Source organism: Pseudomonas wuhanensis (assembly GCF_030687395.1).
GTDB lineage: Bacteria > Pseudomonadota > Gammaproteobacteria > Pseudomonadales > Pseudomonadaceae > Aquipseudomonas > Aquipseudomonas wuhanensis.
Map to the genome: position 1 here is coordinate 75890 of NZ_CP117430.1, position 15124 is coordinate 91013.

Below are 15124 nucleotides of genomic sequence, written 5' to 3' on the forward strand. Positions count from 1 at the left end.
GGCGCCTCACAAGGAGTTAGCTGAATGAAAAAACTACTCGTCGCATTCGCTGCCGTTGCAGCCTTTTCCGCACACGCTGCCGACACCCTGACCGTCGCGGCCACCCCGGTGCCTCACGCGGAAATCCTCGAGTTTGTTAAACCGGCCCTGGCCAAAGAAGGCGTGGACCTGAAGGTCAAAGTCTTCACCGACTACATCCAGCCGAACGTGCAGGTGGCCGAGAAGCGTCTGGACGCCAACTTCTTCCAGCACCAGCCGTACCTGGATGAGTTCAACAAGGCCAAGGGCACCAGCCTTGTCAGCGTTGCCGGTGTGCACCTGGAACCTTTGGGCGCTTACTCCAGCAAGTACAAAGCCCTGACCGAGCTGCCGGGCGGCGCCAACGTGGTGATCCCTAACGACGCCACCAACGGCGGTCGTGCGCTGTTGCTGCTGGCGAAGGCTGGCCTGATCAAGTTGAAGGATTCGAACAACATCCTGTCGACCGTCAAGGACATCACCGAGAACACCAAGGACCTGAAATTCCGTGAACTGGAAGCCGCGACCATCCCGCGCGTGCTGACTCAGGTCGACCTGGCGCTGATCAACACCAACTATGCGCTGGAAGCCAAGCTCGATCCGTCCAAGGACGCGCTGGTCATCGAAGGCAGCGACTCGCCATACGTGAACATCCTCGTGGCCCGTCCGGACGACAAGGACAGCGCCGCGATGCAGAAACTGGTTGCTGCGCTGCACAGCCCGGAAGTGAAAGCCTTCATTCTCGAGAAGTACAAAGGCGCGGTATTGCCGGCGTTCTGATCAGCTGACGTAAACGAAAAAGGGGCGCAATCACTGCGCCCCTTTTTTGCGTCTGAAACACCGTACCTGTGGGAGCGGGCTTGCCCGCGATGGCGGTGAAACAGTCGACATCAATATTGAATGATGCTCCGTCATCGCGGGCAAGCCCCACATTCGTTTTGTGGTGTTAAAGGGATTTGCTGGCGATGCTCACACCCAAGGTGTGGCTCGCCCCTGGTGCCAGCGTCACCACATCATCCATCACATTCGCCGTTTCAATACACAGCATGCGCTGCCAGCCATCGTCAGCCATGTCACTGAACGCTGCAGCGCGGTCGATCCAGGGGTTCCAGATCACCGCCGAACGCGAACCGCTGCTGGTCAGTTCAATGCGTCGTTCCCAGTGTGGGTCAACAATGCTCAGCTTCGGTGGGGTATTGAGATAGATGCGGTCGGTCTCGCCGGTAAAACGCAAATCACCGGTCTGGGTGACGGTTTTCCAGTCGTCCAGGGTTTCGATATAACTCAAGCCGTCCAGCCCTTCGACATGTACGTTGCGCACATCGCTGACCGCGAAATAGCTGTGCAATGCCTGGCTGATCGTGACGTGCTCAGCGCCTTTGTTTTCGCTCGTCAGGTTGATATGCAACTGCTCATCCAGACGAATGCTCAGCTTCAAGTCCACTTGATGCGGCCATCCCGGCAGACCGCCTTCGGGGTAGGGCAGAACGAATTCCACCTTCAGGCTTACGCCCTCGGTTTCGATGCCGAGCAATTCCCAGTCCATCGCACGTACCAGACCATGGGCGGTCGGCGGTTCATTGCCGACGCGCATGGCCTGGACACTCTGCGGATTGCGCGACAGGTTGCCGAACCATGGCCAGCACACTGGAACGCCGGCGCGGATGCTTTTGCCGGTCTTGAACACCGCCTCGTCGTTGAGCCAGATCAGTGGCGGCTCGCCAGCCAGTTGATAACTGAGGATGTGCGCACCTTGTTGGGCCACCAGCAATTCGGCCTGACTGTGACGGATGCGCCAGCAGTTCAGTTCATCCAGTTTCACAGCTTCAACGTTGGGCGTGCTCATGGGGCAACTCTCAATCAGGAACAATGACTGCAATGGACCGCAAAACGGTCGCCGTGTTTAACGCACCGTTTTTTTACGAGCTCCGGTTTAACGCGCTCTAGGCGGAACCGAGCGAGTGCGGCCGCTGCCGTCGATGGCGACGAACACAAAGACGGCTTCGGTCACTTTACGCCATTCGCTGGACAGTGGATCGTCGCTCCAGACTTCGACCATCATCTGAATCGAGCTGCGGCCGATTTCCAGGGCCTGGGTATAGAAGGACAGCTGAGCACCCACCGCTACCGGCACCAGGAACGCCATGCGATCGATCGCAACGGTGGCTACGCGACCACCGGCAACCTTGCTGGCCATTGCGGTGCCAGCCAAATCCATCTGCGCCACCAGCCAGCCGCCGAAAATATCGCCAAAGCCATTGGTTTCACGCGGAAGCGCGGTGATTTGCAGGGCCAGGTCGCCTTGCGGGATTGGATCTTCTTGTTCGAGCTCTATCATGCCGGGGGTGCCTCTGACCCGTGACTCTTCATAGTTGTAGCGGGTGGATAGCCGTCTCGGAAAAACGATTCAGCCCCGAACATACTACGTTCGTCACGTTTTTCGTAAGGCGCCTAAAGGGAAACTCTGCGAAATCGGCTGACAGGTGCCAACGACGGTTTCGCACAGCAACCCCTTACAAGCCGTTGCAATGTTGCGAGTATATCGATCGGTAGACTCCGAGACGACCGTCCGGTTCTCATTTTGACCGTCAAATACGCGCCTCTATGTGCTTTTTCGAACAATTTGCTATCGTGCCGAACCTGCCCAAGCCTCTGCCAGCGTTGTTGAGGTTGCAGATCCGACTATAAGAGAAGCCCTTGCCATGACCACAGCGCCCTCGAGCATCGCGCAGCCCACCCATTCCGCACGTCCGCTGACCCGTAACGACTACAAGACGCTATCGCTGTCTGCCCTGGGCGGCGCGCTGGAGTTTTACGACTTCATCATCTTTGTGTTCTTCGCCACGGTGGTCGGCAAACTGTTCTTCCCCGCAGACATGCCCGAGTGGCTGCGACTGATGCAAACGTTCGGCATCTTCGCCGCTGGCTATCTGGCGCGGCCGCTGGGCGGCATCGTCATGGCACACTTCGGTGATCTGCTGGGGCGCAAGAAGATGTTCACCTTGAGCATTTTCATGATGGCCGTGCCAACCCTGATCATGGGCTTGCTGCCGACTTATGCGCAGATAGGTATGTGGGCGCCGATCCTGTTGCTACTGATGCGGGTGATCCAGGGCGCGGCGATTGGCGGGGAAGTGCCAGGGGCCTGGGTATTCGTTTCCGAACACGTGCCGCAGCGGCACATCGGTTATGCCTGCGGCACGCTGACCTGCGGTCTGACCGCCGGTATTCTTTTGGGCTCATTGGTCGCCACCGCGATCAACAGCATTTACACACCCGTTGAGGTCTCGGATTACGCCTGGCGGATCCCGTTCCTGCTGGGCGGTGTGTTTGGCCTGTTCTCGGTCTACCTGCGCCGCTGGCTCCACGAAACCCCGGTGTTCGCCGAGCTGCAATTGCGCAAGGCCCTGGCCGAAGAAGTGCCGCTGCGCGCCGTGTTGCGCGACCATCGCGGTGCGATTCTGATTTCCATGCTGCTGACCTGGCTGCTGTCCGCCGGCATTATCGTCGTCATTCTGATGACCCCGACCGTGTTGCAGACCGTTTACCACTTCGCGCCGACTACCGCGTTGCAGGCCAACAGCCTGGCCATCGTGTTCCTGAGCCTGGGCTGTGTGGCCTCCGGTGTATTGGCTGACCGCTTCGGCGCAGGCCGGGTGTTCGTGTTCGGTAGCGCCGCGCTGCTGATCAGTTCGTGGACGTTCTATCACAGCCTGTTCAACCATCCCGACTGGCTGTTCCCGATGTATGCCCTGACCGGTCTGCTGGTCGGGACCATCGGTGCGGTGCCGTATGTGATGGTCAAAGCCTTCCCGGCGGTGGTGCGGTTCAGCGGGTTGTCGTTTTCCTACAACCTGGCTTACGCGATTTTCGGTGGCCTGACACCGATGGTCGTCACCCTGCTGCTCAAGGAAAGCCCGATGGGGCCGGCCTATTACGTGGCGATTATTTGTGGGGTCGGGATTGTCGTGGGTGGGTATCTCTGGAAGAAGGGTCGCTAACCTTGTAACCGATCGTTCCCACGCTCTGCGTGGGAATGCCGCCATGGACGCTCTGCGTCCGCTTTTGAATGGGACGCAGAGCGTCCCGAGATGCATTCCCACGCAGAGCGTGGGAACGATCTATCGCTAGATGCTGGCCTTTCATCCAATTGTCATATTTCAGCCATAGAGTGTTCACACGGCCTGCTGATACTTGGCCCCGACTTAACACACCTATCTGCTAGGAGTAAGGCATGAAACTGAAGCGTTTGATGGCGGCAATGACTTTTGTCGCTGCTGGCGTTGCGACTGCCAACGCGGTTGCCGCTGTTGACCCTGCTATCCCGAGCTACACCAAGACCACTGGTGTGTCGGGCAACCTGTCCAGCGTCGGCTCCGATACCCTGGCGAACCTCATGACCCTGTGGGCTGAGAACTACAAAAAAGAATACCCGAACGTAAACATCCAGATTCAGGCCGCCGGTTCTTCTACCGCGCCACCTGCGCTGACTGAAGGCACCGCTAACCTGGGCCCGATGAGCCGCAAGATGAAGGACAACGAGCTGCAAGCCTTCGAAACCAAGTACGGCTACAAGCCAACCGCTATCCCGGTTGCCGTAGACGCCCTGGCTGTCTTCGTACACAAAGACAACCCGATCCAGCACCTGACCATGGAACAGGTCGACGCTATCTTCTCCTCGACGCGTCTGTGTGGCGCTAAAACCGACGTGAAAACCTGGGGCGACCTGGGTGTGACCGGCGACCTGGCCAACAAGCCGGTTCAGCTGTTCGGTCGTAACTCGGTATCCGGCACCTACGGCTACTTCAAGGAAGAAGCCCTGTGCAAAGGCGACTTCAAGCCAAACGTCAACGAACAACCGGGTTCGGCTTCGGTTGTGCAGTCGATCAGCTCCTCGCTGAACGGCGTCGGTTACTCGGGCATCGGCTACAAGACCGCCAGCGTGAAGACCGTGGCCCTGGCCAAGAAAGGCAGCACCGAGTTCGTTGAAGACACCGAAGAAAACGCCCTGAACGGCAAGTATCCGCTGTCGCGTTTCCTCTACGTTTACGTCAACAAGGCCCCGAACAAGCCTCTGGCCCCGCTGGAAGCCGAGTTCGTGAAACTGGTTCTGTCCAAACAGGGTCAGGAAGTGGTCGTGAAAGACGGCTACATCCCACTGCCAGCCAAGGTTGCTGCAAAAGCACTGGCTGATCTGGGTCTGTCGGAAGGCGGTAACGTCGCAAAAAAGTAAAACCCTAGGCCCGGGCTAAGCCCGGACCTGTAGGAGCAAGGCTTGCCCGCGAAAGCGGTGGGTCAGTCCACATTGATGTTGAATGTAACGACCCCTTCGCGGGCAAGCTTCGCCCCTACAAATGCCGGTAAATACCGGCCCCCAAATTTCCGATCCACTGCCAGTTCCCACAGGCGGTGGATTTGTTGCGTCACTGCATTGTCATCTTTCTGTCATACAGGATCGCTAGGGTGTGCGAATGAATGATCTGGCCAACTCCACCATGACTACAAATCCCCCCAAGCGAATTGACTTCAATACGCCTGAGCTGCACCGCAAGCGCCGTATTCGTGCGCTGAAAGATCGCCTGACCCGCTGGTACGTCCTCGTCGGCGGCCTCGCCGTCCTCGGCGCGATCACCCTGATCTTCTTCTTCCTCGGTTATGTTGTCGCGCCGCTGTTCCAGGGTGCCGATCTGACTGCCAAAGACGCCATCACGCCCGCCTGGATGCAAGACGCCGGCAAGCCGCTGATGATCTCCCTCGAAGAACAGAACCAGGTCGCCATGCGGGTTTCCGACAAGGGCCAGGCGCTGTTCTTTGATATCGACACCGGCGCCGAACTGCGCCGCGTTGATCTGCCAATCCCGGCGGGCAGCAGCGTAACCGCTATCGGCGAAGACCAGCCAGGTCAGCCACTGGTCGCGGTGGGCTTGTCCAACGGTCAGGCTCTGGTGTTCCGTCACACCTATAAAGTCAGCTACCCGGATGGCAAGAAAACCATCTCGCCAGCCATTGAATACCCATACGGCGAAACGCCAATCGCGCTGAACGAGACCGGTGGTGCGCTGGAGCACGTCAGCCTCAACGCTACCGATTCGACCCTGCTGCTGGCCGGCTCCAGCGGTGCGCAACTGCATGTCATCTCGCTGACCAGCGAAGAAAACATGATGACCGGCGAAGTCACCAACGAGCAGAAGCGCATCGACCTGCCGCAAATGACCGAGCCGGTGAAGAACATCTTCGTCGACCCGCGTCAGCAATGGTTGTACGTGGTCAATGGTCGCGCCCAGGCCGACGTGTTCAGCTTGCGCGACAAGAGCCTCAACGGTCGCTACAAGTTGCTCGAAGATGGCAATGCCGAAGTGACCGCCAGTACACAATTGCTGGGTGGTATCTCGCTGATCGTTGGTGATTCCAAGGGCGGTCTCGCCCAGTGGTTCATGGCTCGCGATCAGGATGGCGAACAACGCCTCAAGCAGATCCGTACCTTCCAGATGGGTACGACGCCGATCGTTGAAATCACTGCCGAAGAGCGCCGTAAAGGCTTCGTCGCTCTTGATGCGTCCGGCAAGCTCGGCGTGTTCCACAGCACCGCTCACCGCACTTTGCTGGTGGACCAGGTCGTCGACGGCCAAGGCCTGTTCGGCCTGTCGCCACGGGCTAACCGCGTGATCGTGGAGCAAGGTGGCAAGCTGCAACCTCTGCTGCTCGACAACCCGCATCCGGAAGTCTCGTGGAGCGCGTTGTGGAGCAAGGTCTGGTACGAGAACTACGACGAGCCTAAATACGTCTGGCAATCGACCGCCGCCAACACCGACTTCGAACCCAAGCTGAGCCTCTCGCCGCTGACCTTCGGTACCCTGAAAGCTGCGTTCTACGCCATGCTGCTGGCCGCGCCACTGGCCGTCGCCGCTGCGATCTACACCGCGTACTTCATGGCTCCGGGCATGCGTCGCAAGGTCAAACCGGTGATCGAGCTGATGGAAGCGATGCCGACGGTGATCCTCGGCTTCTTCGCCGGCCTGTTCCTGGCGCCGTATGTGGAAGGGCATCTGCCGGGGATTTTCAGTCTGCTGCTGTTGATGCCGATTGGCATCCTGGTCGCCGGTTTCACCTTCAGTCGCCTGCCTGAGTCCATTCGCCTGAAAGTGCCGGATGGCTGGGAAAGCGCGATCCTGATTCCGGTGATCATGTTTGTGGGCTGGCTGTCGCTGTACATGAGCCCGTACATGGAAACCTGGTTCTTCGGCGGTGACATGCGCATGTGGATCTCCCACGACCTGGGCATCACCTACGACCAGCGCAACGCCCTGGTGGTCGGCTTGGCCATGGGCTTCGCGGTGATTCCGAACATCTACTCCATTGCCGAAGATGCCGTGTTCAGTGTGCCTCGCGGCCTGACCCTGGGCTCTCTGGCTCTCGGTGCCACGCCGTGGCAGACCATGACGCGGGTGGTGATCCTCACCGCCAGCCCGGGCATTTTCTCGGCGCTGATGATCGGCATGGGCCGTGCGGTCGGTGAAACCATGATCGTGCTGATGGCCACCGGTAACACCCCGGTCATGGAAATGAACCTGTTCGAAGGCCTGCGCACATTGGCAGCCAACGTCGCGGTGGAAATGCCCGAATCGGAAGTCGGCGGCAGCCACTACCGCGTGCTGTTCCTCTCGGCGCTGGTGCTGCTGTTGTTCACCTTCGTCATGAACACCCTCGCGGAACTGATTCGTCAGCGTCTGCGCAAGAAATACTCGTCGCTTTAAGAAAGGTAGAAGTCTGTGAAACAGAACTCCCTGAATGGATGGTTCAAGAGCGGCGCCCCCGGCGTCTGGATCAGCGGTGGCGCGGTGTCCATTGCGGTCATCATGACCATTGGCCTGCTGGCGGTGATTGCCGTGCGCGGTCTGGGTCACTTCTGGCCGGCGGACCTGATCCACGCCAGTTATGACGTGCCGGGCCAGGCCAATCACCTGGTCATCGGCGAAGTGGTGCAGAAGGAAGAAGTGCCCCGCGAGCGCCTGAAAAGCGCTGGCCTGCCGGTGCCCGACCAAGGCCCGGAGTTCATGACCCGCGAGCTGATCAAGGTCGGCAACCGTGATCTGAACGGCAACGACTTCACCTGGATCGTCGGTGAGTGGCTGACCAACCAGAAGACCCCGCCAGAGCTGATGGCCATCGAGCGTCGCGAGTGGGGCAACTTCTACGGCTACCTGGTCAACGTCAAACAGGATGGCAAGGTCATCGCTGAAGGCGAGGCCGCATGGCCTGAGTTGCAGGCCCGTGTTGCTCGCGTCAACCAGCTCGCCGCGCAGCTCAAGACCCTGGAAAAGGTCGATATCGGTGCGATCAACGCCGGTCTCGAACGCATCCGTCTGCACGGTCGCAAACTGGAGCTGGACGGCCGTCTCGACGCTGCCGCGCAAGCGGACCTTGAGTCCGAGCGCGCCGAGCTGAACGCCCGTTATCAGGAAATCGAAGCGCGTTTGAACGACCTGCATGCGCAGTTCAACCGCGACAGCCTGACCGCTCGCGATGCTAACGGTAAAGAAGTCGAAATCGGCATCGGCAAAGTGGTTCACGCCTACCAGCCGAATGGCATGGGCACGCTCACCAAGATCGGCTTCTACTTCAGTAAGGTCTGGGAATTCCTCAGCGATGACCCCCGTGAAGCCAACACCGAAGGCGGGATTTTCCCGGCGATTTTCGGCACCGTGATGATGACCCTGATCATGGCGATGATCGTGACTCCGTTCGGCGTGCTGGCGGCAGTCTACCTGCGTGAATATGCGCGGCAGAACACCATGACTCGCTTGATCCGCATCGCGGTGAACAATCTGGCGGGTGTTCCGGCCATCGTTTACGGCGTGTTTGGTCTGGGCTTCTTCGTCTACGTACTCGGCGGTTCAGTCGACCGGTTGTTCTTCCCTGAAGCACTGCCGGCACCGACCTTCGGTACGCCGGGCCTGCTCTGGGCCTCGCTGACACTGGCGCTGCTGGCCGTGCCAGTGGTGATCGTGGCCACCGAAGAAGGCCTGGCGCGGATTCCTCGCACTGTTCGCGAAGGCTCGCTGGCCCTTGGCGCGACCAAAGCCGAAACCTTGTGGAAAATCGTGCTGCCGATGGCCAGCCCGGCGATGATGACCGGCATGATCCTCGCCGTGGCCCGTGCCGCCGGTGAAGTGGCGCCGTTGATGCTGGTGGGTGTGGTGAAACTGGCGCCGTCGCTGCCGCTGGATGGCAACTACCCGTACCTGCACCTGGACCAGAAGATCATGCACTTGGGCTTCCACATTTATGACGTTGGCTTCCAGAGCCCGAACGTCGAAGCCGCGAGGCCGCTGGTGTACGCCACTGCATTACTGCTGGTGCTGGTGATCGCGACATTGAACCTGTCGGCCGTTTATATCCGTAACCATCTGCGCGAGAAATACAAAGCGCTGGATAGTTAACTTTATAAGTCGGCGTGGCCCCTTGTGGGAGCTGGCTTGCCTGCGATGCAGACGACGCGGTCTGTCAGTAACACCGCAGTGATGCCATCGCAGGCAAGCCAGCTCCCACAGGGACCGGCGTCAGACAGAGATTTTGAGTAAGCCGCTGGCCCGAACATCAAGCCAGCGGTTCAACGAACCGAATTTGTTAGCACAGGGGAGCCTCCCATGCAGCACGAAGCACACACTCACGGCATCAACATGTCGGCCCTGGGCCGCGACAAACAGAGCCTGAGCCTCGAGCAGGAAACCGTGGCCATCGAAGTGCCGGGCCTGAGCCTGTTCTACGGCGACAAACAAGCGCTGTTCGATGTCAGCATGAACATCCCGAAACAGCGTGTGACCGCCTTCATCGGCCCGTCCGGCTGCGGCAAGTCCACGCTGCTGCGCACTTTCAACCGCATGAACGACCTGGTGGATGGCTGCCGCGTCGACGGCGCAATCAACCTCTATGGCAACAACATCTACCGCAAGGGCGAGGACGTGGCCGAGCTGCGTCGCCGGGTCGGCATGGTGTTCCAGAAGCCTAACCCGTTCCCGAAAACCATTTACGAAAACGTGGTTTACGGTTTGCGCATCCAGGGCATCAACAAGAAGCGCGTCCTCGACGAAGCCGTCGAGTGGGCGTTGAAAGGCGCGGCGCTGTGGGATGAGGTCAAGGATCGTCTGCACGAGTCGGCACTCGGCCTGTCTGGCGGTCAGCAGCAACGTCTGGTGATTGCCCGCACCATCGCCGTGGAGCCGGAAGTACTGCTGCTCGACGAGCCGTGCTCGGCACTCGACCCGATCTCCACGCTGAAAGTCGAAGAGCTGATCTACGAACTGAAATCCAAGTTCACCATTGTGATCGTGACCCACAACATGCAACAGGCCGCGCGGGTTTCCGACTACACGGCGTTCATGTACATGGGCAAACTGGTGGAATTCGGCGACACCGACACTCTGTTCACCAATCCGGCGAAGAAGCAGACCGAAGACTACATCACCGGTCGTTACGGCTAGGAAGCTGTTGTTGCTCACTGAACTGACGCTGCGGTCCACCGCACCTTACCGGACGCTCCAAGGACGCCAACATGATTAGTAAAGAAGGCCTTACCCATCACATCTCCGCGCAGTTCAACGCTGAGCTGGAGGAAGTTCGCAGCCACCTCCTGGCCATGGGCGGGCTGGTCGAGAAGCAGGTCAACGACGCGGTCACCGCGCTGATCGAGGCCGATTCGGGCCTGGCCCAGCAAGTGCGCGAGATCGACGACCAGATCAATCAGATGGAGCGCAACATCGACGAAGAATGCCTGCGCATTCTGGCCCGTCGCCAACCGGCGGCATCGGACTTGCGTCTGATCATCAGCATCTCCAAGTCGGTGATCGACCTCGAGCGTATCGGCGACGAGGCCACCAAGATCGCCCGTCGCGCCATTCAGTTGTGCGAAGAAGGCGAAGCGCCGCGCGGTTACGTCGAGGTTCGCCACATCGGCGACCAGGTGCGCAACATGGTTCGCGATGCCCTGGATGCGTTTGCCCGCTTCGACGCCGACCTGGCGTTGTCGGTGGCGCAGTACGACAAGATCATCGACCGCGAATACAAGACCGCCCTGCGTGAGCTGGCCACCTACATGATGGAAGACCCGCGCTCTATCTCGCGGGTCTTGAGCATTATCTGGGTGCTGCGTTCCCTGGAGCGGATCGGCGACCACGCACGCAACATCTCGGAACTGGTGATTTACCTGGTGCGCGGCACCGACGTGCGTCACCTGGGCCTCAAGCGCATGAAAGAAGAAGTTGAAGGCACAAGTGCCGAAACCGCTAATGTTCCGGGCAAAGCTGACGATAAGTAAGATTGCCCAAGAAAAGCGCCCGGCCCTTTGGTCGGGCGTTTTCGTTTGGAGCTTTTGAATGGAAAAGCAGCACCCGCGAACGAAAAGTCCCGGCGTGACTGAAGAGTTTTGGCAAAGTGCCATCAGCCAGCGTTATGCTTGCCGGGATTTTTAAAGGGGTGTTGGATGAGCAAGATCAGTGTGTTGGTCGTGGACGATGCGTCGTTCATTCGTGACCTGGTGAAGAAGTGCCTGCGCAACTACTTCCCGGGGATCCGGACCGAAGATGCAGTCAACGGTAAAAAGGCCCAGGCCATGCTGGCCAAAGAAGCGTTCGACCTGGTTCTGTGCGACTGGGAAATGCCGGAAATGTCCGGTCTGGAACTGCTGACCTGGTGCCGCGAGCAAGACAACCTCAAGACCATGCCGTTCGTGATGGTCACCAGCCGTGGCGACAAAGAGAACGTCGTCCAGGCGATTCAGGCCGGGGTTTCCGGCTACGTCAGCAAACCGTTCACCAATGAACAGCTGCTGACCAAAGTCAAACAGGCGCTGAACAAGGTCGGCAAGCTCGACACCTTGATGAACAGTGCGCCGACCAAAATGAACTCGGCATTCGGCAACGACTCCCTGAGCGCATTGACCGGTGGCAAGGCTGCTGTCGCCGCGCCATCGGCGGCACCGGTCAACCCGTTCGCCAAACCTGTCGCCGCTGCACCAGCCCCGGCCGCCGCACCGTCTCGTGGCCTGCTCAACAGCCCGCCGGTCAAGGCGCCTGCAGCCTCCGCGGCACCCGCTGGCGGTCGTGGCCAAGGCCAACTGCGCCTGCCGAGCGGCACCCAGCAATGCGTGATCAAGGCCTTGAGCATTAAGGAAGCGCTGCTGGTGGTGAAACGCACCGACACCTTGCCGCAAGTCCTCGACAGCGCCGTGCTCGACCTGGAGCAGGGCGACAACGCCGAAATCGCCCGTCTCAACGGCTACCTGCACGCCATCGTCGCCCACGAGCCGAAGCCCGACAGCGAGTGGCTGCAGCTGACCTTCCGCTTCGTCGACCAGGATGCGCAGAAGCTCGACTACATCTCCCGCCTGATCGCCCGTGGCACCGCGCAGAAGCATTTCGTACCCGGCGCGTAAGCCCGGCGTCGCCTTCTCGTACGCCTTCGCGGGCAAGCCTCGCTCCCACAGGTTCACTGTTTACCTGTAGGAGTGAGGCTTGCCCGCGAAGAGGCCATCGAAATCACCGCACATCTTCTGAACCGCCCATTTTGAAACATCTGCCGACTACGCTGGTCCATTTCAGCTGCTAGGCTCCTTCCCAGGCCTTACTCGACAGAATCTTGCCCATGTTCGCGCGCCTGCTGTTTTTCTGTGGTCTGTTCATGGCCTCCACCTCGGCTGTGGCCATGACGATCTACCGGTCCACCGACGCCAGTGGCGTGGTCTCTTACAGCGACCGCCCCACCAAAGGCGCGAAGGTGTTCGTTTTTCGGGACCGGATGGTCGAGCGTCTTGAGCGGCAGGTGTACCTCGATATCAAGAGGCAGAAGGGCATGGACAGTGTGTTCGTGCGCAACGATCTGTATGCGCCAGTCGAGATCGAGCTGAGTTTTTCCGGGCTGAATAACGTCAGTGGTGCACCGAGCCGACCGATCCGCCGGGTGATGCCGGCACGCAGTAACCTTCGTCTGGCACTGCTCAAGGCGACGAAGGCCGGAAGGCCGCTGGCGTATACCCCAAGGTTCGAATACTCCCTGGGCGACCCTGCAGGGGCCGCCATGGCCTATCGATATCCGTTGCCCTGGCGTGGTGGGCCGTTTCGCCTGAGTCAGGGCGCCAATGGCCAATACAGCCACTATGGGCCGAAGAACCGTTATGCGATGGACATCGCCATGCCCGAAGGCACGCCGATCATCGCGGCGCGCGGCGGGATGGTCGTTAAAACCGAGAATAGACAAACCGGGCGCGGCAACGATCCGTCGGGCAATTTCGTGCGGGTGTTGCACGATGACGGGACCATGGGCGTGTACCTGCACCTCAAGAAAGGTTCGGTCAGCGTACGGGAAGGTCAGCGAGTGGTGGTGGGCAGCGCGCTGGCGCTGTCGGGCAACACCGGCAACAGCAGCGGCCCGCACCTGCACTTCGTGGTGCAGCGCAATACAGGCTTGGGGTTGGTGTCGATTCCTTACCAGTTCAATCAGCCGGTGGGGGCGTTGCCCAACTTTGCGTTGGGCAAGAAGTAATGGGTTGGCTGACCCAACGCCATCGCGGGCAAGCCCGCTCCCACAGGTCCTGCGCAAGTCCTTGTGGGAGCGGGCTTGCCCCGCGAAGGGATCGACGCGGATCCGGATCAGCCTATCAATCCAGCATCAACACCTTGGCCAAAATGATCTTCGGCCCTTTCATCTTCTTGATGATGATCCGCAAGCCTTCGACTTCCAGCACTTCTTCCTCTTCCGGCACCCGTTTCAGGGTTTCGTAGACCAGCCCGGCAAGGGTTTCGGCCTCGATGTGGTCCAGATCGATGCCCAGCAGGCGTTCAACCTTGAACAGCGGCGTATCGCCCCGTACCAGCAGCTTGCCCGGCTGATACGCGAGGATCCCGCGTTCAGCCTTGCGGTGTTCGTCCTGAATGTCGCCCACCAGCACTTCCAGCACGTCTTCCATGGTCAGGTAGCCGATGATGTTGCCGTCGGCTTCCTCGACCAGGGCGAAATGCGAGCCGCCCTTGCGGAACTGTTCCAGCAACTGCGACAGCGGCATGTGCCGCGATACGCGCTCCAGGGGGCGGGTCAATTCGGCAAGGTTGAACGACTCGGGAATGTGATCCAGGGCCGCCAGCTCCAGCAGCAAATCCTTGATGTGCAGCAGACCGACGAACTCCTGGCGCTCGCTGTCGTACACCGGGTAGCGGCTGAACTTGTGGCGACGGAACATCGCCAGAATTTCCTTGAGCGGTGCGTTGAACTCCAGCGTCACCAGGTCTTCCCGGGAGTTGGCCCAGTCGACCACTTCCAGCTCGCCCATTTCCACCGCCGAGGCCAAAACACGCATGCCTTGGTCGCTCGGGTCCTGGCCACGGCTGGAGTGCAGGATCAGTTTCAATTCTTCACGGCTGTAATGGTGTTCGTGATGCGGGCCGGGTTCACCTTGTCCGGCGATGCGCAGGATCTGGTTGGCGCTGGCGTTGAGCAGATAGATGGCCGGGTACATGGCCCAGTAGAACAGGTACAGCGGCACGGCCGTCCACAGCGACAGCAGCTCGGGTTTGCGGATAGCCCAGGATTTCGGGGCCAGTTCGCCGACCACGATGTGCAGGTACGAAATGATGAAGAACGCCGTGAAGAACGACACGCCTTTGACCACTTCGGCGGAATCGACGCCCACGGCAGTCAGCACGGGTGCCAGCAGGTGCGCGAACGCCGGCTCGCCGACCCAGCCCAGGCCGAGAGAGGCGAGGGTGATACCCAATTGGCACGCCGACAGGTAAGCATCGAGCTGACTGTGCACGGTACGCAGGATGTGCCCGCGCCAGCCGTGCTGCTCTGCGATGGCTTCGACCCGGGTCGAGCGCAATTTGACCATGGCAAATTCCGCCGCAACGAAAAAGCCGTTGAGCAAAACCAGGATCAGAGCAAAAAGAATCATGCCGAAGTCGGCGAATATTGTTGCGAGGGTCAAGCCAGGGGAAGGGTCCATGATGGAGTTTTGCGGGTTCCGTGTATTCGAATGGTAAGAAAAAAGTGCGCCTGAAGGGCAGGCACAAGTCAGCCAATGTAGCGGCTGACTGGACGATTGCCTAGTGGCGAGTGC

General features: G+C 59.8%; 12 protein-coding genes. 9 read left to right on the top strand and 3 right to left on the bottom strand.

Going from position 1 to position 15124, the window contains the following annotated elements:
- Positions 1 to 24 precede the first annotated feature (24 nt).
- Positions 25 to 798: a MetQ/NlpA family ABC transporter substrate-binding protein gene (locus PSH88_RS00345; protein ID WP_305424442.1), complete on the top strand. Its 774-nt coding sequence runs from the start codon at positions 25 to 27 to the stop codon at positions 796 to 798.
- A gap of 166 nt (positions 799 to 964) precedes the next feature.
- Here the strand turns inward: PSH88_RS00345 and PSH88_RS00350 are convergent, their stop codons facing one another.
- The gene (locus PSH88_RS00350; protein ID WP_305424443.1) at positions 965 to 1864 is read right to left on the bottom strand and encodes a D-hexose-6-phosphate mutarotase; all 900 of its coding nucleotides are present in this window, start codon (positions 1862 to 1864) and stop codon (positions 965 to 967) included.
- Positions 1865 to 1951: 87 nt separating this feature from the next.
- The gene (locus tag PSH88_RS00355) at positions 1952 to 2356 is read right to left on the bottom strand and encodes an acyl-CoA thioesterase (RefSeq protein WP_007896491.1); all 405 of its coding nucleotides are present in this window, start codon (positions 2354 to 2356) and stop codon (positions 1952 to 1954) included.
- Positions 2357 to 2720: 364 nt separating this feature from the next.
- On the opposite strand from PSH88_RS00355, the gene PSH88_RS00360 reads away from it, so the two are divergent.
- The 8 genes from PSH88_RS00360 to PSH88_RS00395 all read left to right on the top strand — a co-directional run bounded on the left by PSH88_RS00360 (position 2721) and on the right by PSH88_RS00395 (position 13554).
- Positions 2721 to 4019, top strand: a complete 1299-nt coding sequence (locus PSH88_RS00360) for an MFS transporter (protein WP_305424444.1) — start codon at positions 2721 to 2723, stop codon at positions 4017 to 4019.
- A gap of 233 nt (positions 4020 to 4252) precedes the next feature.
- Entirely contained in the window at positions 4253 to 5251 is a 999-nt protein-coding gene (locus PSH88_RS00365; protein ID WP_305424445.1) for a phosphate ABC transporter substrate-binding protein PstS, read from the top strand.
- A 487-nt stretch (positions 5252 to 5738) separates the two neighbouring features.
- Positions 5739 to 7772, top strand: coding sequence for an ABC transporter permease subunit (locus PSH88_RS00370; protein ID WP_305427079.1), 2034 nt, complete (start codon positions 5739 to 5741; stop codon positions 7770 to 7772).
- Between the two features lie 15 nt (positions 7773 to 7787).
- On the top strand, positions 7788 to 9458 hold the full coding sequence (gene pstA, locus PSH88_RS00375; RefSeq protein WP_305424446.1) for a phosphate ABC transporter permease PstA: 1671 nt from the start codon (positions 7788 to 7790) through the stop codon (positions 9456 to 9458).
- A gap of 207 nt (positions 9459 to 9665) precedes the next feature.
- Positions 9666 to 10499: a phosphate ABC transporter ATP-binding protein PstB gene (gene pstB, locus PSH88_RS00380; RefSeq protein WP_305424447.1), complete on the top strand. Its 834-nt coding sequence runs from the start codon at positions 9666 to 9668 to the stop codon at positions 10497 to 10499.
- A gap of 71 nt (positions 10500 to 10570) precedes the next feature.
- Positions 10571 to 11332 (top strand): phosphate signaling complex protein PhoU, encoded by a 762-nt coding sequence (phoU, locus tag PSH88_RS00385; protein WP_007896483.1) that lies wholly within the window; start codon positions 10571 to 10573, stop codon positions 11330 to 11332.
- A gap of 165 nt (positions 11333 to 11497) precedes the next feature.
- Entirely contained in the window at positions 11498 to 12448 is a 951-nt protein-coding gene (locus tag PSH88_RS00390) for a response regulator (protein WP_305424448.1), read from the top strand.
- A gap of 209 nt (positions 12449 to 12657) precedes the next feature.
- Positions 12658 to 13554, top strand: coding sequence for a peptidoglycan DD-metalloendopeptidase family protein (locus tag PSH88_RS00395; protein WP_305424449.1), 897 nt, complete (start codon positions 12658 to 12660; stop codon positions 13552 to 13554).
- 115 nt (positions 13555 to 13669) lie between these two features.
- Here the strand turns inward: PSH88_RS00395 and PSH88_RS00400 are convergent, their stop codons facing one another.
- Positions 13670 to 15010: a hemolysin family protein gene (locus PSH88_RS00400; RefSeq protein ID WP_305424450.1), complete on the bottom strand. Its 1341-nt coding sequence runs from the start codon at positions 15008 to 15010 to the stop codon at positions 13670 to 13672.
- Positions 15011 to 15124 lie beyond the last annotated feature (114 nt).